Consider the following 18,070-nt stretch of genomic DNA (forward strand, 5'->3'; position numbering starts at 1 on the left):
CCCTCGCCATCCCCAACGAGCCCAGCCAGCAGCAGAACAGCCCACAGCAGAGCCCAGTTGACGCCACCCCAGCACCCCGATTCAATCAAGCCGTGCGCCTGAAGCGAGTTCTCTCGATCACCTGCGTCATCACCTCAGTCCTGACGGCCCCGATCCCCGCCGCCGCGACCCCCACGCGCTTCGACCTCGACCGCGCCACCATCCCCCAACTGCGCAGGCTGATGGACCGCGGTGAGCTCACCGCAGTCGAGCTCACCCAGGCCTACCTGAACAGGATCCGCGTCGTGGACCCCAAGGTGCACGCCGTGCTCAAGGTCGACGACACCGCCCTGGCGCAGGCCGCGGCCAGCGATCGCCGTCGCCGCGCCGGTCACGCGCGTGGTCCGCTCGACGGGATCCCCGTGCTGCTCAAGGACAACATCGACACCCGCGACCTGGACACCACCGCCGGGTCACGCGCGCTCGCGGGCGCGCCGCCGCTGGTCGACGCCCCGCTGGTCGCGCGGCTGCGCGGGGCGGGCGCGGTGGTGCTGGGCAAGGCGAACCTGTCCGAGTGGGCCAACTTCCGCTCCACGCACTCGACCTCCGGCTGGTCCGGGGTCGGCGGGCAGACGAACAACCCCTACTCGCTCGACCGCAACCCGTGCGGCTCGTCCTCCGGTTCCGGGGCGGGCATCGCCGCCTCGCTGGCGCAGGTCGCGATCGGCACCGAGACCGACGGGTCCATCGTCTGCCCGGCCGGGGCGAACGGGATCGTCGGGCACAAGCCGAGCCTGGGCCTGGTCAGCCGCACCGGGGTGGCGCCGATCTCGGCCGAGCAGGACACCGCGGGCCCAATGGCGCGCAACGTCACCGACGTCGCGATCACGCTGTCGGTGCTGCAGGGCCGCGACCCGGCCGACCGCGCGACGCTGGCCTACCCCGGCGACCAGACCACCGACTACGCCGCGGCCCTGCGCCCCGGCGCGTTGCGCGGCACCCGGATCGGCGTGTGGCGACTGTCCGGCATCGACCCCGATGTCGACCGGGTGGTCGCGCGCAGCATCGCCGTGTTGCGGGTCAACGGTGCCACCGTGGTCGAGGTCGACCTGCCGTACCAGGACGAGATCGGCGCGGTCGAGTACCCGGCGCTGGTCACCGAGATCGGCCGCGACCTCCCCGCGTACCTGCGCACCCGGCGCGGCGCGCCGCAGACCCTTCAGGCGCTGGTCGACTTCAACCGGCGGGACCCGGTGGAGCTGAGCAAGTTCGGGCAGGAGCTGTTCGAGCAGGCGCTCACCGCGCCCGGCACCGACGACCCGACCTACCGGCGGCAGCGCGCGACCGCGACCTCGCTGGCGCGGCGGTCGATCGACGAGACCCTGGCGGCGAACCGGCTGGACGCGATCGTCGCACCGACCAACAGCCCGGCGTGGAAGACCGACTACGCCGCGGGCGACGCCTATATCCTCGGTTCCTCCACCCCGGCCGCGGTGGCGGGCTACCCGGATGTGAGCGTGCCCGCCGGGTACGCGGGCGAACTGCCCATCGGCCTGTCCTTCTTCGGCGGCCGCTGGTCCGACGCCCGGGTGCTGTCGCTGGCGGCGGCCTACGAGCAGGCGTCGCCGGTGCGGCGGGCGCCGCGCTATTTCACTCGCACAACGGGATCGGGTCGGTAGTCGGCCGGAACGTCACCACGCTCGGGCCACCGGTGGTGGTGCCGGGGTCGACGGTGAACCGCAGGGTGTGGTCGTCGACCCGGGCCATCCGGCCGGAGACGTATCCGTCGTAGCGCGTGCCGCCGTCCGGGCCGGGCGCGCGGGTCGGGTCGTCAGCGGGTTCGTCGGCGACCCAGTCGCGGTCGGCGTAGCGGGTGTAGCGGATCCCGCAGTGGGTGTAGAGCCGGAACGGCTCCCCGAGCTCGACCGTCGTGGTCGGCGCGGGTTCCGTGGTGCCGGGCCCGGACGGCACGGGCGCGGGTGGCGTGGGTCCGGGTGGCGCGGTGCAGCCGGTCAACGCCAAGGCCGTGAACGCTGAAGCGATGAGCGGCCGGCTCAGGGTGTGTCTCACGATGTGTCTCGGCACGATGTCCCCCTTGGTCGAACGGTGGACGGGCGCGGTCGGCGCCTGGGTTGCACTGTCGGTGGTCTCGCTTACGGCCTCGTGCGTGGTTGGGTGGGGCCGCGCGGGATGATCTTGTGTGGGGTGTGCGGTGGTGGGGTCGAGGGCGCGCGACATGCGGCTCGGCCAAGGCTGCGCGCGGTGGGCGCGGTAGGCGAGGTACCGGTCGGTGTTCCTCGACCGGGCTGTTGGCCACCGTGGTGCACCTTCGCCATGGTGTCACCCACGACTGGTTAGGGGTGGGTCGGTCCACCGTCACACGGGCGGTCGACGAGATCCGTCCGATCCTGGCCGAGCGCGGATGCCGGGTCGGCGACTACCCGGCGGCGGACCTGGGCCAAGGTGGTCGACCACCTGGGCGCCACAAGGTCGGGCGCGATCATGTGGCGCCACCGGGGCACGGGTGCGGCGTCGCGCGGCCCCACCCAACCAGGCACGAGGTCGTTAGTGTGGCCGGGTGGACCTACGGCGGGACTTGCGGCTGGACGATGGACGGGTGCTGCGCGCGCACGACAGCGGGAGCGGGTCGGTGGTGCTGATGTGGCACCACGGGTCGCCGCAGACGGGCGCGCTGCTTGAGCCCGTGGTGGCCGCGGCGGCCGAGCGCGACATCCGGGTGCTGTCCTACGGCCGCCCCGGCTACGGCGGTTCGACCCGTTCCCCCGAGCGCGACGTCGCGTCGGCGGCCGCCGACGCCGCCCACGTCGCCGACGCCTTCGGCGTGGACCGCTTCGTCGTCGTAGGCGCCTCCGGCGGCGGCCCGCACGCCCTGGCCTGCGCGGCCCTGCTGCCCGACCGGGTCACCGCCGCCGTGTGCTTCGCCGCGATCGCCCCGCCCACCGACGAGTTCGACTGGTACGCGGGCATGGTCTCCCCCGGTGGCCTGCGCGCGGCGCGGGTGGGCCGCGCGGCCCGGGAGCGCTTCGCCGACACGGAGGAGTTCGACCCGACCAGCTTCACCGACACCGATTGGGAGGCGCTGCGGGGCCCGTGGTCGGCCCTGGGCGCGGACGCCGGGCAAGCGGGCCAGGAGGGCACCGACGGCCTGGTCGACGACGACGTCGCCTTCGCCAAGCCGTGGGGCTTCGACCCGGCGACGATCACCGCCCCGGTCCTGATCGCCCACGGCAGCCAAGACCGCGTCGTCCCACCCGCCCACGCCGAGTGGCTGGCCACCAGGCTCCCGCACGCGCAGACCTGGATCCGCCCGGAGGACGGCCACGTCTCGATCCTGCGCGCCTACCCGGAGGCACTGGACTGGCTGCGATAACCGATCGCCGCCGCGCGCCGCGCTGGGGCAGGATGGGCGGGTGAGCTGGGTGGCGAGTGTGATGGTGTCGGTCGGCGCGGGCGACCGCGGCCGGGCGGTGGAGCTGAGCGAGTGGCTGCGCACCCAAGCGCCGCACCGCGACGACCCGGAGGCCCGCGGCTGCGGCTCCCTCCGGGAGGTCACCGGCCGGGATTCCCAGTGGGGCGGCGGGAAGTACCCCGAGTGCGACGTCTGGGCGGGCGTGCTCAACCACGCCGACCTCGAAGCGGTCCTCGACCGGGTCCGCGCGGTCGAGTGGCACGCGCCCAACGAGTTCCAACTGTTCTTGATGGATCAGGAACAGTCGTTCTTCCGCCTGTGGATGTTCCGCGACGGCGACCTCCGGCAGTTCGCCCCCACCAGCCCGAACGAGGAGGACCCCGAGTTCTTCCCGCCCGAACCCTTCGCCCGCTGAACCACGCGCGGCCACCAGGGCTCGGCGAGCTCAGGCGGTGGAAGCATCTGCTTCGAGGAATGGGGGTGAGCGGAGAACACCGGCAGCCCGGTGGCCGTGATGTCCCTGTGCAGAGCCGTTTCTGAGCAGCGGTCCCAGGTCAGGGACCGCTTGATCGAGGCCGGGAGCGGGCCGACCGCGGAGATGATCGCCTCCCTCACGGTCAGCGAGTCCCTTCCGGTCAGCGGGACCAGGACCGGGAACCGGCTGGTGCGCTCGACCAGGGTGACCGCGGCTGTCCTGCCGCCCTTGCCGGGACCCTGGTCACCAGCGCAACCTCAGCAGGCCGGGCACCACCGACACACACCGGGGCCGACGATCGACCGCGAACGGATCAGGCCGCGACCGGGCGATCACGGCCGGTCCGTGACCGTCGCCCGATACCGATCCGGACCGCGATGTCCCTGCACTGCCCTCAGGCCCGGGCGGTCGTGCCCGCCTCGGCCTGGGTCTTGGTCGCGAGCACCAGGGTGATCGTCGACTGCTTCGGACCCGGCGTGAAGATCGGTTCCAGCATGGGGAACGCGCGCCCCAACTCGGCGAGGACGTCCGCGCCGGTGAACCCCGCGAGGGCCGCGTAGACGCGGCGGAAGACCCGGGCGGTGAGCCGCTTGCCGACCGGCCGCAGGTCGTAGACGAACAGCTTCCCGCCGGGCCGCAGCGCGTCGCGCGCGTGTCCGACGGCGGTCCGGACGTCCGGCATCGCGCTGAAGGCCGCCAGCGCTACCACGGCGTCGAACTCCCCGACCCCGTGCGCCGTGCGCGAGGCGTCGGCTTGTCGGACCTCGACGTTGGTCCACCCCCGCTCGCGCACCAACCGGCGCGCCCGCGCCACCATGCGGGGGCTGTAGTCGACCCCGACGACCCGACCCCGCTCCCCCACCGCCGCGCGCAGCGACGCCAGCGTGGCGCCGCTACCACAGCCGATGTCGAGCACGGCCTGGCCGTCGCGCAGGTCCAGCCGCCGCACGGCCAGCTCCCGCAGTGGCGCGCAGAGCCGGTCGACGATGCCGTAGTAGGTCAGGCTCGCCACGTCCCACAGCAGCCGCCCACGTCGCAACCGCGCCTCGTGCCGCCTGTCGGGTCGCGCCTTCGCACCCATGTGTCCCCCTGTCCGATGTTTTACAATGCGATCGCATCGTATCGCACGCTCCGCCCGGACACAATGCGATCGCATCGGGCTGGACGTCTTGCCACAAAAGGGAACGCGGCCGACGCGGGCCGACTTGCGAGTGCGCCAGTACGGGATACGCTCACGGTAGGTGACGAAACTGCTACCGGTCCGAGGGGACACCTGGTGACTTCCACGGCAACACCACTCGATCTAGTGCCCACCGCCCCGAACCGACTGCCGCTGCTGGGCCACGTCATCCCGTTGGCCCGCAGGCCACTGGAGTTCCTCACCGACGCGCGCCGCGGCGGGGACGTGGTCAAGGTCTACCTGGGCACCAGCCCGACCTACCTGCTCAACAGCCCGGACCTCATCCACCAGGTATTCGTGACCGACGCGGCCAAGTACCACAAGGGAAAGCTGTTCGACGTGCTGCGCCCGATCCTGGGCAACGGCCTGGTCAACTCCGAGGACGTCCTGCACCGCAGGCAGCGCAAGCTCATCCGGCCCGCGTTCCAGCAGAACCGGCTGCCCGGCTACGTCGAGGCGATGAGCGCGGTGGCGGCCGAGCGCACCGCGGGCTGGCAGCCGGGGCAGCGGCTCGCGGTGGACGAGGTCACCAGCGACTACGTCCTGCGGGTCCTGGCGCGGACGCTGCTGCCCACCCAGCCCACCGCGGTGATCAACGAGGTCCAACGCGCGCTCCCGGTGCTGATGGGCGAGGTGCTCCGACAGATGGCCCTACCGTCCACAGTGGCCACTTGGCGGACGCCAGGGCGGCGCAGGTACGAGCGGGCCAAGGCGGTCATACACCGCGCCGCCGACGAGGTCATCGCCACCTACCGGGCCGACGGCACCGACCACGGCAACCTGATCTCGGTGCTGGTCAACGCCCGCGACGACGAGACCGACGAGACCATGACCGACGCCCAGGTGCGCGACGAGATCGTCACCATGCTCGTCGCCGCGGTCGACAACGCCGGCGTCGGGCTGGCCTAATTCTTCCACCAGCTGGGCAGGCACCCGGCCGTGCTGCGCCGCGTGCAGGAGGAGGTCGACGCCGTGCTGGCCGGTCGCCCGGTCGGCTACGCGGACCTGGCCGAGCTGCGCTACACCGGCCGGGCCCTTGCCGAGACCCTGCGGCTGTCCAACACCACCCCCATCCTGTCCCGGCGGCCCCGCGAGGACGTCACCCTCGGCGGGTTGCCGCTGCGGGCGGGCACCGAGCTGATGATCAGCATCGCCGCGCTGCACCGGGACGGCACCCGCTACCCGGACCCGCTGCGCTTCGACCCCGACCGCTGGGCCGACGACCGCCACCACAACCCGCGCAACACCGACTACCTACCGTTCGGCGCGGGCCCGCGCGCGTGCGTCGGCGGCGACTTCGCGTGGCTGAGCATGCTGACCCTGATCGCCACCATCACCTCCCGGTGGCACCTGACCCCGGACCCCGACCACCGGGTCCGGGTCAAGCAGAGCGTCGTCCCCCGCCCGGACCGCCTCCCGATGACCGCCCACCCCCGCCGATAGCGGAAACCCCTCGTACAGCCGCGTTCCCGGCCGTCGCGCGCGCCCGGGCGGGTATGGTCGAGGTCGTCTGAGCGGTGTCGGTCCGCCGCTTTGCCCGCGCCGCAACGGTTCTGCCCATCAGGTCCGCGAGGGGACGGTTGAGCATGGTCGAGCACGTGGTGGTCGTCGGGGCGGGTGTCTACGGCGCGGCCGTCGCGGCGTCGTTGGCGCGGCGGGGCGCGCGGGTCACGGTGGTGGACGCGGGCGCGCCCGCGGGTGGTACCTCTGGTGCGACCTTCTCATGGACCAACTCGTGCGGGAAGCAACCACGGACCTACCACGACCTCAGTGTCGCGGGCATGGACGCCCACCGCAGGCTGGCCGCGGACGCGCGCGGCGACTGGTACCACGAGGACGGCAATCTGGAGTGGGCCGCCGACGACGCGGGGCGCGAGGAGTTGCGCCGCAAGGTCGACGGAGTCCTGGACTACGGGTACGAGGCCCGGTGGATCGACCGTGCGGAGGCACTCGCTCTAGAACCAGGTCTCGACCCCGGCAGGGTGCCCGCGGACGGCATCGCGCACTTCCCCCGCGAGGGCTGGGTCGAACCGACCGGGTTGATCAACCACCTGCTCGCGACCGCCCGCGGTGTCGAGGTCGTCCGGGATGACGCGGTCGTCGACCTCGAGGTGACAACCGTTGCGGTGCAAGCGGTTCGACTCGCCTCGGGTCGGACAATGTCGGTGGACGCGGTGGTCGACTGCGCAGGCCCGCAGGCCGCCCGGATCGCCGCGCTCGCCGGCCTGGACCTGCCGATGCGCAACACCCGCGGCGTGCTCGTGCGCATCGCTCCGGTCGAGGGCGCGGTGTCACGGGTCGTGCATGCGCCGGAAGTCCACGCGCGCCCCGACGTCCACGGGCGGGTTCTACTGCACTCGCTGGAGATCGACCGGGCCGCGCGCGTGACCGAGACGGGCGAGGTCGACGTCGAGCTCTCGGCGATCGACACCGTCGTCGAGGCGGGTCGAGCCCTCTACCCGAGTCTGCGCACCGCGACCGTGCACAGTGTCAAGGTCGGCGAGCGGCCCATCCCCGACGACGGCCTCCCGGTGCTGGGGCGGGCGGTCGCACTGCCCAACTTCCACTTCGCTGTCTCGCACAGCGGCGCCACCCTGGCCGTGCACGCGGGCGACCTGGTCGCCGCCGAGGTCCTCGGCGAGAACCACGACGAGACGCTGCACCCGTTCCGGTTCGAGCGCTTCTGAGCACGGCGGACCCAGCGGCCGCGGGGACCTCGGCGCACACCGGCTCGATATGGACCGGCTGCGAGGATCGCGTGCCGCGGTCGAGGTCACGCGCGTGCGGGGACGCCGAACCACTCCTCGACGGCTGCCCGCAGCTCGTCCCGGTCGGGGTGCGCGTCGTTCGACGCCCACACCACGTAGGAGTCCGGGCGGAGCAGGAGCGCGGTGACGTCGGTGTCCGCCTTGGCATGGACAACGTCGACGCCGTCGCTGCCGTCGACGCTCAGCTCGCCGTCCTCGGTGAGGTCGATCAGCAGTGGCCGGGCCGTCCTGACCAGCTCGGCGAGGCGGACCACGCCGTCCGGGGTGCACAGGTCGAGGTCGGGCGCGAGCCACCCCGCCAGCGGGTGCGCGCCGTCGGCGACCGGGTAGCGGACGTCCGCGCCCGCGACGAGAGTGGCGAGGGACCGCACGACGCCGGGCTGGGCGAGCAGTTCGCCGAACACCTGGCGCAGACCGGTGACGTCGTCGCCGGGGGCGAGCAGCGCGGCCTGAGCCCGGGAGAAGGTGATCGTCCGGTCGGCGACCGGGCGGCGCTCGGTCTCGTAGGTGTCGAGGACGTCGGCGGCGCCGTTGAGCGCGGCCGCGAGCTTCCACCCGAGGTTGACCGCGTCCTGCATGCCTAGGTTGAGCCCGGTGCCCCCCGCGGCGAAGACGTGCGCGGCGTCGCCGACGAGGAACACCCGGCCGTCCCGGTACCGCTCGGCGACGCGGGTGTTGCCGCCGTTGATCCTGCGCAGCACGTGCGGCCCGTCGCCGGGTGGCGGACCGAGCGGGATGTCGGCGCCCAGCACGCGGCGGACACTGTCCCGCAGCTCGTCGAGGGTCATCGGCTCGCCGGTCGCCGGCTGGTCCCACTCGGTGGTGGCGACCAGCGGCGGACGACCGGGCAGCGGCGCGTAGGCGAACCCGCCGTGCGCGGTGCGGACGGGCAGGAACGGCAGGATCCGGCCGTGGCCCGGGATGTTCAGCGCACCGGTCGTGGGATCGACCAACTCCGCGGGCAGGGCGACGTGCGCGGTGCGGTTGGTGCTGCGGTCGTAGGTGACACCTGGGAACGCGATGCCGGCTGCCTTGCGAACGGGACTGTGCGCGCCGTCGGCACCGACGAGGTACTGGGCTCGGAGCTCGTAGGTCCCACTGGGCCCGTCGACGGTGAGCGTGACGCCCTCGCCGTCCTGGCTGAGGCCGGTGAAACCGTGCCCACGGCGAATGTCGACGCCGAGTTCGTTCGCGCGGGTTTCCAGGACCCGCACGGTGTCCAGCTCGGGCACCGGCAGGTTGTAGACGGGACTGTCCGCGAGCAGGCCGAGGTCGAGCGGCATCGCGGCGAACATGAAGTACGCGTTGTTCGGGCGGGGCGGACCGGCGTGGCCGCTGAGCGGTTCGAACAGCCCGCGGCGGTCGACCACCCGGACGACCTGCCCGACGAGACCGTTGGACCTGGGCTCCGCGCTGGGCTCGGTGCGCCGGTCCAGCACGATCGACCGGACGCCACCGAGGGCGAGTTCGCAGGCGAGCAGCAAGCCGTTGGGTCCGGCACCGACGATGACCACGTCCATGGTCGTTCCTCCTGTTCCAGGCATGCCTGACAGGCCCGTCGGGCGGGCTCGGTCGCATCGGGATCGGGTTGCAGCGAGATGGTCGCAACGGGATTGGTCGCGACGGGATCGGTCGTGGTGATTGTTCGCGCGTGGTTGGTCGTGCGGGTCAGTGCGGGGCGGGAAGCCCGGCGCGGATCTGGTCGAAGACCTCGTGCAGCAGGGACACCAGCGACCGGGTCGGATCGCGCGTCCAGTGGGCCATCGCCGTGCCGAGCCCGGCGCTGACTACCGCGGCGACGATCTGCGGGTACAGGTCCTCGGCGCCAGCGCCCGTGCGGTCGGCGATGGCTGCGGTCATCTCGTCCTGAGCCGAGGCGTGCGCACGGAAGACCTCATGCTGAACCGAAGGCTCGGCGAGCAGCCTCTGGAGTGCCGCGGCGTACCCGTCGATCTTCGGCCGCGCGGCCGAGCGCGGCTCGGGATCCTCGTCCCACCCGAACTGCGCCACGACCGAGTGGACGAGCGAGTCCCAGAGCGGTTCCCCGACCGGCCGCTCCCGCAACACCTCGGCGATACGCCGCCCGCGCTCGACGTGCGTGGCGACGATCGCCTCGGCCTTGCTGCTGAAGTAGTTGCGGAAGGTCCGCTCGGAGACGTTCGCCGCAGCGGCGATGTCGGCCACCGAGACCGCGTCCAGCCCACGCTCCAGCACAAGCCCAATAGCCGCCTGACTCAACGCGAACCGCGTCTCCCGCTTCTTGCGCTCGCGAAGCCCGTCGTCAGCCGCCATACCAACAGCCTAGCCAAACTTGCCGAGTTTGCAAACTTTCCGACTCGGCAACTTGTTGTGCGCGGGCCGACCAGGACACTCGCGAACCGGTGCTCGGTCACTGGTTCGGCGCGCCCCACTGATCAGCAGCGCCCGACCGGGTGTCCCCGGCAGGAGTCGAACCTGCGTCTCCGGCTTCGGAGGCCGGTGCCGTGTCCACTGGGCCACGGGGACCAATGGCGTCGAGGGCACGGGAGTGTGCCCTCGACGCCGCGTGCGTCCCCGCCAGGACTCGAACCTGGGGCCTCGACATTCGTAGTGTCGCGCGCTGTCCGACTGCGCCACGGGGACCGGTGGTGGAGGGTGGAGTCGAACCACCAGTGCCCACGAGGGGCGCCCGGGTTACAGCCGGGTCGGGCTCCGCAGCCCATCTCCACCGTGTGCCCGCGACATTCTTTCGCAGGCGGGGAAAATAGTCCGAAATCGTCGGAGACAATGTCGGAATTGTTCGAGCAAAGCTATTTCGGGTGCGTCTAATAGCGGAAGCCGCCCGATTCGGTGTCCCGATGGGCGGCTTCCGCGTCCTGACGTATCACCAGGTCAAGACCGGAAGGACGGGTATCGTCGATACGACCGGGAGGACAGCGCGACGACGGTCGCGGTGCCGGTTCGGCCCTGCGCCCCTCGGGTCGGCGTGCTGGTCATGATTGCTCCTCGGTCGTTCGGTATAGCGCAATCATGCCCAGCCGAATGCCGCGCGTCAATGGTTTATCCGAATTCAGCGGAGCCCGGTCACCCTCGGTCGAAGTCCTTGGTGAGCCAGCGGTCCGGGCGGATCTCCACGTACTCCGGCTCGCCGACCGGGTTGCCGCCGCCCAACTCCCAGGCGACCCATCCCTCCACGGCGTCGGCGGGCAGGTAGCGGCGCCCGATGCCCGCCATCTCCTCCTCCGTCGGCCGCCCTTGCCGGACGACGGTCCCTTCCACGGTCACGTACCGGTAAGGCGCGTCAGTCTTCTGGACGGACACGGACACGACGCCCGCGTGCCGAATAAGACGGGACTTGCGCTTGTCTTGCCGCAAGAGGATGCGGACCGTGCCGCCGGGCGCGTAGTCGTACCAAGTCGGTAGCGCTGACGGAGGGCGGTTGTCGTCCGCCGTGACCGCCAGGATCGCGATGTGCGGTAGCGCGAGGAACTCCTCGCGCTCAGTGCGGGTAAGACTTCGTGAGCTGGGCGCCGTGGCCATCGTCTGCTCCCCAGGAGGTGGTGTCGGACACCAACGCCAACCCCGGCAGCCGGGTGATCATTCCGCGGGCACGTGCACCAGGGTCGAGCCGAGCGCGGCGGCGACGCTCTTGGCCCGGCTCAACGCCTCTTCACGGGAAACGCACTCGAGGTCGAACCCGTCGGTAGTGGTGACAACGAGATCCGCAAGGGCCAGCACCGTCACCGCGGCGTAGTCGCCGATGCCGACCCACGCCTCCGCCCGGTCAACGGTGAACGGGACCGGTGGCACTACCGCCGAGGACTCCACGGTCACCAGTTCCAACCACTCCTCCGCCCCGGGCGAGTGCCGGAAACGCAGGTGGGGTTCCGTCGGCCACCGCGGTTCCAGGGTCGGGCCCAGGTGCACGAGGCCGTCTTGGGAGTAGGACAGCACCACCTGCCCGTCCCCCAGGGCCAAGGCGAGCGTGCCGAGCAGCGGGACCTCGCCATCCGCGGACACCGCGGCGAGCCGGGAGACGGCGGTGATCTGGCGACCCCTGAGCCGCGCGAGCAGGTCCGTTATCCCGGAGGTGTCGGCGAGCTCGGGATGTGCCAAAACGTGCTCCTCCTACCGCCCCGACCTCGTGCCGGAAGTCAACCACACGCGGACGGCGGCCCGAGCCCGTCGGGTGCGGCGGCGGCCCCACCGGGCCGCCGCCGCGACCGGCTCAGCCCTGCGGGGCCGCGACGTAGCGCAGGTAGGGCTTGACCTCGTCGACGTCGCCGTACTTGGCCTTGGCGTCCGCGGTGGACACCGTGGGCGGCACGATCACGCGGTCGCCGCTGCGCCAGTCGACCGGGGTGGACACCGCGGCCCGGTCGGTCAGCTGCAGCGCGTCGAGGGCGCGCAGGATCTCGTCGAAGTTGCGGCCGACGCTCTTCGGGTAGGTCAGCGTCAGCCGGACCTTGTCGGCCGGGTCGATGATGAACACCGAGCGCACCGAGGAGGTGTCCCCCTCGTTCGGGTGGATCATCCCGAACAGGTTGGCGACCTTCTTGTCGGGGTCGGCGATGATCGGGTAGTCGACCGTGGTCCCGTTGACCTCGTTGATGTCGGGCACCCACTTGCCGTGGTCGTCGACCGAGTCGACCGACAGCGCGATCGGCTTGGCGCCGCGCGCCGCCCACTCCGCGCTCAGCTGCGCCACCCGGCCCAGCTCGGTGGTGCAGACCGGCGTGAAGTCGGCCGGGTGGCTGAACAGCACCGCCCACGAGCCGCTCTTCCAGTCCCGGAAGTCGATCACACCGGCGGTGCTGTCGGCGGTGAAGTCCGGCGCGAGATCGCCCAGTTGCAGACCCACTCGAAGTCCTCATTTCCATCCGGTCAGGACAATTCGCCGCGAGTCTAGGGAGGCGGCCGAGCACCGGGCCACCGGCACCGGCCGAATCACACGCCCGGCGGGCCTGGGCAGGCTCGATCCGCGGACCGGGCCGGATCCGACGACACTGGGGGTGTGAGGTTCGCGGACCGCGAGGCGGCGGGGCGGGTGCTGGCGGAGCGGGTGCGCGCGCACCTGGCCGAGGGGGTCCGGCCGCTGGTCCTGGCGCTGCCGCGCGGGGGTGTGCCGGTGGCGGCGGAGGTCGCGCGGGCCACCGAGGGCGAGCTCGGGGTGCTGGTCGCGCACAAGATCAGCGAGCCGGAGCGGCCGGAGTAGGGGCTCGGGGCGATCGCCGAGGACGGGCCCGCTGTGTTCGACCAGCGGGCACTGCGCGCGCTCGGCCTCGTCGCGGACGACCTGGCCGAGGAGGTGCTCCGCGAGCGCGCCGAGGTGCGCCGCCGGATCGGCCGCTACCGGGGCGACCGGCCGCCGCCCCAGGTCGCCGGGCGGACCGTGGTCGTGGTGGACGATGGTCTGGCCACCGGCGCCACGGCCCGCGCCGCCCTGCGCTGGGTCCGCCCGCGCGGCCCGGCCCGGCTGCTGCTGGCGGTGCCGGTGGCGCCCCCGGAGACCTGCGCCGCGCTGTCCGCCGAGGCCGACACCGTGGTCTGCGCGCACGCGCCCGCGGACTTCACCGCCGTGGGCGCGTGGTACGACGACTTCGGGCAGCTGGCGGACACCGACGTCGACCGCTACCTCGGCGGGCGGTGACCCGCGAGCCGGGCCGGGCGCGCGTCCACCACGAACGACACCGAGGACGCCAGCCGGTCGGCCAGCGTGGCGGCCTCGCCCGCGGTGTTCGCGCCGACGACGACGGCGCCCGCGCGGTCGGAGGACTCCACGGCGGGCACGACGTCGGTGCCCGGCTCGGCCAGCAGGTCGGCCACCAGCACCGCCGGGTGGTCGCACACCCGGGTCCAACCGTCCACTCTGGACACCCGGCCGGGCGGGGCGAACAGGTAGCGCGCGGCGGCGGCCTGGGTGGGCACGCCGGGGTGCCGGGGCGTGCCCAGGGCGTCGTCGTAGACCAGGCCGAACAGGTCCAGGCCGGGGATGGCGTGCCGGAGCAGCTGGTGGATCCAGTCGCCGCCGGGGCGGGCGTGCACCTCGCCGAGCACCACGCCCGCGGCGGTGTGCCACAGCTCGACGTGGAAGAGCCCGTACCTCAGCCGCAGCGCCCGCAGCGCCGTGCGCACCTGCCGCTCGATCTCGGCCCGGGTCGCCGCCGGCAGCCGCGCGGGCAACACGTGTCCCTCCTCGACGAACGCGGGCGCGGCCGTCACCTGCTTCTCGGTCACCGCCAGGACGTGCGGCAGGCCGGCGCGGAAGTAGCCCTCGACGCTGTACTCGCGGCCGCGGACGAACTCCTCGACGAGGAACGGCCGCGGCAGCCCCGCCACCGCCGCGGCCAGCTCGGTCGGCCCCTCGACCCGGCGCACGCCCAGGCTGCCCATCGCGTCCCGGGGCTTGACCACCCAGGGACCCCGGGAGCGGGCCAGGAAGTGCCCGGCCTCGGCGGTGGTCCCGCACAGCCGGAAGGCGGGCTGGTCGAACCCGGCCGCGACCAGCGCCGCGCGGCAGGCGTCCTTGGCCCGCACCCGGCGCACCGCCGCGGGCGGGTTGCCCGGCACGCCGAGCGCGGCGGCCACCTCGGCCACGGTGACCTGGGCGTACTCGCGCACCCCGAGCACCAGGTCGAACCGGTTGCCGCGGCGGGCCTGGTCGGTGGCCCAGGCGACGCAGTCGGGCGCGTCGGTGAAGTCCAGCTCGGTCGCGTCGTCGGCCAGCGCGGCGACCGCCGAGCTCGCCGCGAGCGAGGCGCGGTCGGCCAGCAGGTGCGTGCCGATGCCGCGGTCGCGGGCCTGCGACAGCGCGAGCGCCGCCACCGCCGACCCGAGCGCCCCGTGCCCCGCGCCGCCGACGAACAGCAGGGTGGTCATCAGCCTCCCCCTCAGCCTGGTGCCCGTTCGCCTGCTGTCCGTCGAGCGGCCCGATGCCCCCGGGCCGCGGGCGCCACCGGACCGGCCGGGTCCCGGGGCGCCGCGGCCGAGTCTGCGACCGGGGTCGGTGAGAGGTCAACGAAGCCGCGAACCGCGATCACTAGCCCAAGTGAGTGAGAGTTGCCCCCGCAGGTGAGTAATCACTAACGTCCGCACGACCTGGGCCGATCCAGTTGACGTCCGATGCCGCACTCCGACCGGGGGTCACACTGGTGGTGGAACCGGGCCCAGCCCGCGCCCGTCTGCTCGAGGCAGGCGCCGCCCAGCTGCTCGACGACGGGCTCAAGGTACTCGCCCGCGGCCTCAACGTCGCCGAGATCGCCGAACGCGCGGGGGTCAGCCAGAAGACCTTCTTCGCCACCTTCGGCGACAAGGGCCGCTACCTCGAGGAGCTGCTGCTCAGCCTCACCGGCACGCCGCACCGGGCGATGACCGAGCTGGCCCGGGTGGTCGGCGAGTCGATGATCGAGACCAAGGGCGACCCCCGGCAGGCCGTGCGCGCGGTGTGCAGGTGGGACTTCCAGCAGGTCCGGCACGACCCGGTGTCGCTGATGCTGCTGGCCACGCACGTGCTGGCCCGCGACCACCCGGGCGCGATGAAGCGGCTGCGCGGCGTCTACGCGCATTACGACGGGATCGCCACCGACGCCTACCGGCCGCTGCTCGCGCACTGGGGGGTGGCGCTGCGCTCCCCGTTCACGATGGAGATGCTGGCGGTGACCCTCACCGCGCTGATCGAGGGTCTCACCATCCGGCACCGGGTGGACCCGGCCGCGGTGCCCGAGGAGCTCTTCGGCGACGTGGTCGTCGCCCTGCTCGGCGCGCTGCTCGACATCGGGCAGCAGCACGAGCACGTCGACGACGTCATCGCCCCGCTGGCCGACCAGGTCATGCTCGGCTTCACCGCGGCCATGCCCGACGTACTGCCCGCGCACCCGCGCAGCGCGCTGCTCGCCGCCGCCCGCAAGGAGTTCGCCGCGCGCGGCTACTTCGCGACCACCCCGGCGCACATCGCCACCCGGGCCGGGCTCTCCCAGGCGGTGGTCAAGCAGCTGTTCCCGCGCAAGTCGATGATCGTGCTGGACGCGCTGCGCGGCCCGTACGCCGAGCTGCGCTCGATGGTCGGCGACGACATCGCGCTGGGCGTGGAACCGGTCGCCGCGCTGCGCCGCTACCTGACCCGGCTGGCGGCCTTCGCCATCGACCACCGCGAGTTCGTCGAGGCCCTGCTGGTGGTGATGATCCACGACGTGGCGGTCTCGCCGGACACCGCCGAGGACGTCGAGCGCGAGCTCGACCTGCCCGGGCTGGTGGTCCCGGTGATCGAGTCCGGCAGGCGGGCGGGGGTCTTCGCCGCGGACCTCGACCCGCGCGAACTGGCGGCGATGCTCACCCACAACGTGCTGCTGCGCTGCTTCACCCGCCGCGACGACGAGCCCGCCGCGCACGCGGCCGCGGTGGAGGCCGCCATGCTGCACGGCCTGATCGCCCGGTAGCGGGTCCACGGGAGACCGGTACCGACCACGGAAGCGGAGCCACACCGGGCGGTCGGTATGGGTGCCGACGAGAACGCCCGGGTGAGTGGTCGTGGGCGGCTCCGTGCGGGACTCCACGCCGTGAACCCAGCGCTCGCGGTGCGTGCGCGGCGGTGCCGCGGCGACTCCGCCCGTTCTGTCCACTTCGGACTCGTCGAGGTCCGCCCGGCACCCGGTGGACCGCGCCCCGCCCCGGTCAGCGGAGCCCGATAGCGGTCGGTGGTCCCAACAGCGGCATCGGATTGCTCTGCGTGGGTCCGAGGTGGATCACCGGCGTACTTTCCGGTGAGATCGCCGCGCGGCCCTCCGCCGCGCCGCCGGGCTGGGCCATGATGGTCGAGCAAGATCATCTAGTGCCCCCGGCCGGGGATCCCCTTCAGCGACGGACGAGAAGTGAGGGAAGTCCGCATGGCGAAGTACAAGACCTTCTACCAGGTCGGCGGGGTCAACGGGGCCTGGCAGCCCGACGGCCAGCTGGAGCTGACCATCAAGAGCCGTAGCGAGGTCGTCGGCACCGGCGGTCCGGCCACCGGCACCAGCGTCAGCTGGAGCGGCCCGCAGGGCAACGCGAGCATCACCTTCTTCGACAACGGCCGGACCTTCGCGGGCACCGCGGTGTTCCCGAACGAGGGCCCGATCGGCTACCGGGGCGAGCTGGCCTGAGGTCGAGCCGGTCCGCGGGCCCGACCCGCGGACCGGCTCCCTTGTCCCCCGGAAGTGTGGTCGCGTCGGGCTGGCTTCACTACATAGTGGACAGTGGTTGGTCCTACCCGGCGACCATTCCTATGGTCGAGCAATGACACCTCAGGCGGGCAGTGAACGCGGGACGGGTATCTGGCGCGGCGCCAATTGGGTCGCGCGCGCACTGGTGGCCGCGCTGGCGGCGGCCGTCGTGGTCACCGTCGGCGCGGGCTGGTCGGTCCGCCGGTCGATCGAGGACCAGCTGACCGTGCTCCCCGCCGGCCTGCTGGACGGGCTGACCAACCGGCCGCCCGCCGCGCTGGCGGGCCTGGCCGCGACCACCCCGGAGACGGTGCTGCTGATCGGCACCGACCGGCCCGCCGGCACCGACCTGCAGACGGTGGCGGGCGCGTCCGACTCCGTCGTGCTGCTGCACTTCAACGCGACCCGCACCCGGGCCGACACCCTCGCCTTCCCGCGCGACGCGCTGGTCACCACGGCGGGCGGGCAGCGGCCCTTCGCCGACCTGCTCACCACGGGCGGCGTGCCGCTCATCGTCTCCACCGTCGAGTCGCTGACCGGGGTGCGGGTCGACCACATCGCGGTCGGCGACCTGGCCGCGATCGCCGAGCTGACCACCGAGGTCGGCGGCGTCGAGGTGATCAACGAGACCGCCGGCACCGACCCCCTGACCGGCACCTACTACCCGGCGGGACCGATCACCCTGAGCGGCCAGCGCGCGCTCACCTGGGCCCGCTGGATCCACGACCTGCCGCGCGGCGACCTGGACCGGATCGAGCACCAGCACCAGCTGCTGGAGGCGCTCAAGGTCAAGATCACCAGCGGCAGCGTCACCCGCGACCCGGTCAAGCTCAAGCGGCTCGCGACGGCGTTCGCCCGGCACCTGGCGGTGAGCCAGTCGCTGACCCTGGAGGCGATCTCGTCGCTGTTCACCGACCTGGGCAACGTGCCCAAGGAGAACCTGCACTTCTACACCGCGCCGGTCACCGGGGCGAACGTGCTCGACGAGCCGCTGCTCAAGAACGCGGGCACCGCGCTCAACGAGGACAAGGCCGTGCCGCTACCCGTCACCATCGGCTGAGC

The 18,070-nt window shown here is 72.7% G+C and carries 18 protein-coding genes, 3 tRNA genes and 2 pseudogenes; 11 read left to right on the forward strand and 12 right to left on the reverse strand.

Going from position 1 to position 18,070, the window contains the following annotated elements; all coding sequences use genetic code 11:
• Positions 1 to 92 precede the first annotated feature (92 nt).
• Entirely contained in the window at positions 93 to 1,658 is a 1,566-nt protein-coding gene (locus QSK30_RS20050) for an amidase (RefSeq protein ID WP_502871855.1), read from the forward strand.
• On the opposite strand, the gene QSK30_RS20055 is transcribed toward QSK30_RS20050, so the two are convergent.
• Positions 1,630 to 2,049, reverse strand: a complete 420-nt coding sequence (locus QSK30_RS20055) for a hypothetical protein (protein WP_285504829.1) — start codon at positions 2,047 to 2,049, stop codon at positions 1,630 to 1,632. The two genes, QSK30_RS20050 and QSK30_RS20055, sit on opposite strands and share 29 nt — an antisense overlap.
• A gap of 248 nt (positions 2,050 to 2,297) precedes the next feature.
• Here QSK30_RS20055 and QSK30_RS36940 point away from each other — a divergent pair, with 248 nt between their 5' ends.
• Genes QSK30_RS36940 through QSK30_RS20065 form a run of 3 tightly spaced genes read left to right on the forward strand, consistent with a single transcriptional unit; the run spans position 2,298 to position 3,824 of the window.
• Entirely contained in the window at positions 2,298 to 2,639 is a 342-nt protein-coding gene (locus QSK30_RS36940) for a helix-turn-helix domain-containing protein (RefSeq protein ID WP_352231597.1), read from the forward strand.
• On the forward strand, positions 2,558 to 3,370 hold the full coding sequence (locus tag QSK30_RS20060) for an alpha/beta fold hydrolase (protein WP_285504830.1): 813 nt from the start codon (positions 2,558 to 2,560) through the stop codon (positions 3,368 to 3,370). Before QSK30_RS36940 ends, QSK30_RS20060 begins: the two co-directional genes overlap by 82 nt.
• 49 nt (positions 3,371 to 3,419) lie before the next feature.
• A complete protein-coding gene (locus QSK30_RS20065; protein WP_285504831.1) occupies positions 3,420 to 3,824 on the forward strand; it encodes a hypothetical protein in 405 nt (134 codons plus the stop codon).
• A 56-nt stretch (positions 3,825 to 3,880) separates the two neighbouring features.
• On the opposite strand, the pseudogene QSK30_RS37165 reads toward QSK30_RS20065, so the two are convergent.
• Positions 3,881 to 4,132: pseudogene (locus QSK30_RS37165) on the reverse strand (transposase); the annotation flags it as partial.
• Between the two features lie 146 nt (positions 4,133 to 4,278).
• Positions 4,279 to 4,965: a class I SAM-dependent methyltransferase gene (locus tag QSK30_RS20070; RefSeq protein ID WP_285504832.1), complete on the reverse strand. Its 687-nt coding sequence runs from the start codon at positions 4,963 to 4,965 to the stop codon at positions 4,279 to 4,281.
• A gap of 225 nt (positions 4,966 to 5,190) precedes the next feature.
• On the opposite strand from QSK30_RS20070, the pseudogene QSK30_RS20075 reads away from it, so the two are divergent.
• Together QSK30_RS20075 and QSK30_RS20080 are read left to right on the forward strand one after the other, a co-directional pair.
• Positions 5,191 to 6,507, forward strand: a pseudogene (locus QSK30_RS20075) (cytochrome P450).
• A 143-nt stretch (positions 6,508 to 6,650) separates the two neighbouring features.
• Positions 6,651 to 7,751, forward strand: coding sequence for an NAD(P)/FAD-dependent oxidoreductase (locus tag QSK30_RS20080; protein ID WP_285504834.1), 1,101 nt, complete (start codon positions 6,651 to 6,653; stop codon positions 7,749 to 7,751).
• 86 nt (positions 7,752 to 7,837) lie between these two features.
• Here QSK30_RS20080 and QSK30_RS20085 read toward each other — a convergent pair whose 3' ends face one another.
• The 8 genes from QSK30_RS20085 to QSK30_RS20120 form a co-directional block, all read right to left on the reverse strand.
• A complete protein-coding gene (locus QSK30_RS20085) occupies positions 7,838 to 9,352 on the reverse strand; it encodes an FAD-dependent monooxygenase (RefSeq protein ID WP_285504835.1) in 1,515 nt (504 codons plus the stop codon).
• Between the two features lie 148 nt (positions 9,353 to 9,500).
• Entirely contained in the window at positions 9,501 to 10,124 is a 624-nt protein-coding gene (locus tag QSK30_RS20090) for an acyl-CoA-like ligand-binding transcription factor (protein WP_285504836.1), read from the reverse strand.
• A gap of 141 nt (positions 10,125 to 10,265) precedes the next feature.
• Positions 10,266 to 10,337, reverse strand: a tRNA-Arg gene (locus QSK30_RS20095).
• A 43-nt stretch (positions 10,338 to 10,380) separates the two neighbouring features.
• Positions 10,381 to 10,454, reverse strand: a tRNA-Arg gene (locus QSK30_RS20100).
• A gap of 3 nt (positions 10,455 to 10,457) precedes the next feature.
• Positions 10,458 to 10,541 (reverse strand) — tRNA-Tyr (locus tag QSK30_RS20105).
• A gap of 354 nt (positions 10,542 to 10,895) precedes the next feature.
• Positions 10,896 to 11,351, reverse strand: a complete 456-nt coding sequence (locus QSK30_RS20110; protein WP_285504837.1) for a pyridoxamine 5'-phosphate oxidase family protein — start codon at positions 11,349 to 11,351, stop codon at positions 10,896 to 10,898.
• Positions 11,352 to 11,408: 57 nt separating this feature from the next.
• A complete protein-coding gene (locus QSK30_RS20115; RefSeq protein ID WP_285504839.1) occupies positions 11,409 to 11,927 on the reverse strand; it encodes a hypothetical protein in 519 nt (172 codons plus the stop codon).
• Positions 11,928 to 12,039: 112 nt separating this feature from the next.
• On the reverse strand, positions 12,040 to 12,672 hold the full coding sequence (locus QSK30_RS20120; protein WP_285504841.1) for a peroxiredoxin: 633 nt from the start codon (positions 12,670 to 12,672) through the stop codon (positions 12,040 to 12,042).
• A 153-nt stretch (positions 12,673 to 12,825) separates the two neighbouring features.
• Here QSK30_RS20120 and QSK30_RS36945 point away from each other — a divergent pair, with 153 nt between their 5' ends.
• Entirely contained in the window at positions 12,826 to 13,026 is a 201-nt protein-coding gene (locus QSK30_RS36945) for a hypothetical protein (protein WP_352231598.1), read from the forward strand.
• Positions 13,027 to 13,059: 33 nt separating this feature from the next.
• On the forward strand, positions 13,060 to 13,461 hold the full coding sequence (locus tag QSK30_RS36950) for a phosphoribosyltransferase (protein ID WP_352231599.1): 402 nt from the start codon (positions 13,060 to 13,062) through the stop codon (positions 13,459 to 13,461).
• Here the strand turns inward: QSK30_RS36950 and QSK30_RS20130 are convergent.
• Entirely contained in the window at positions 13,443 to 14,690 is a 1,248-nt protein-coding gene (locus QSK30_RS20130) for an ATP-grasp domain-containing protein (RefSeq protein ID WP_285504842.1), read from the reverse strand. The two genes, QSK30_RS36950 and QSK30_RS20130, sit on opposite strands and share 19 nt — an antisense overlap.
• A gap of 272 nt (positions 14,691 to 14,962) precedes the next feature.
• Between QSK30_RS20130 and QSK30_RS20135 the strand changes: the two genes are divergently transcribed.
• From QSK30_RS20135 to QSK30_RS20145, 3 genes are all read left to right on the forward strand, one after another.
• A complete protein-coding gene (locus tag QSK30_RS20135; RefSeq protein ID WP_285504843.1) occupies positions 14,963 to 16,246 on the forward strand; it encodes a TetR/AcrR family transcriptional regulator in 1,284 nt (427 codons plus the stop codon).
• Positions 16,247 to 16,693: 447 nt separating this feature from the next.
• Complete coding sequence (locus QSK30_RS20140) at positions 16,694 to 16,948, forward strand: hypothetical protein (RefSeq protein WP_285504844.1); 255 nt, start codon at positions 16,694 to 16,696, stop codon at positions 16,946 to 16,948.
• 133 nt (positions 16,949 to 17,081) lie between these two features.
• Positions 17,082 to 18,068, forward strand: a complete 987-nt coding sequence (locus QSK30_RS20145) for an LCP family protein (protein ID WP_285504845.1) — start codon at positions 17,082 to 17,084, stop codon at positions 18,066 to 18,068.
• Positions 18,069 to 18,070 lie beyond the last annotated feature (2 nt).

Origin of the sequence: Actinokineospora sp. NBRC 105648, assembly GCF_030269645.1 — a bacterium.
In the GTDB taxonomy this organism is placed as follows: Bacteria; Actinomycetota; Actinomycetes; order Mycobacteriales; family Pseudonocardiaceae; genus Actinokineospora.

Excerpts from the sequence above, each read along its gene's own strand:
- QSK30_RS20130 (WP_285504842.1), bottom strand. The coding sequence starts at position 14,690 with ATGACCACCCTGCTGTTCGTCGGCGGCGCGGGGCACGGGGCGCTCGGG.
- QSK30_RS20145 (WP_285504845.1), top strand. The coding sequence starts at position 17,082 with ATGACACCTCAGGCGGGCAGTGAACGCGGGACGGGTATCTGGCGCGGC.
- QSK30_RS20110 (WP_285504837.1), bottom strand. The coding sequence starts at position 11,351 with ATGGCCACGGCGCCCAGCTCACGAAGTCTTACCCGCACTGAGCGCGAG.
- QSK30_RS20070 (WP_285504832.1), bottom strand. The coding sequence starts at position 4,965 with ATGGGTGCGAAGGCGCGACCCGACAGGCGGCACGAGGCGCGGTTGCGA.
- QSK30_RS20080 (WP_285504834.1), top strand. The coding sequence starts at position 6,651 with ATGGTCGAGCACGTGGTGGTCGTCGGGGCGGGTGTCTACGGCGCGGCC.
- QSK30_RS20140 (WP_285504844.1), top strand. The coding sequence starts at position 16,694 with ATGGCGAAGTACAAGACCTTCTACCAGGTCGGCGGGGTCAACGGGGCC.
- QSK30_RS20090 (WP_285504836.1), bottom strand. The coding sequence starts at position 10,124 with ATGGCGGCTGACGACGGGCTTCGCGAGCGCAAGAAGCGGGAGACGCGG.
- QSK30_RS20085 (WP_285504835.1), bottom strand. The coding sequence starts at position 9,352 with ATGGACGTGGTCATCGTCGGTGCCGGACCCAACGGCTTGCTGCTCGCC.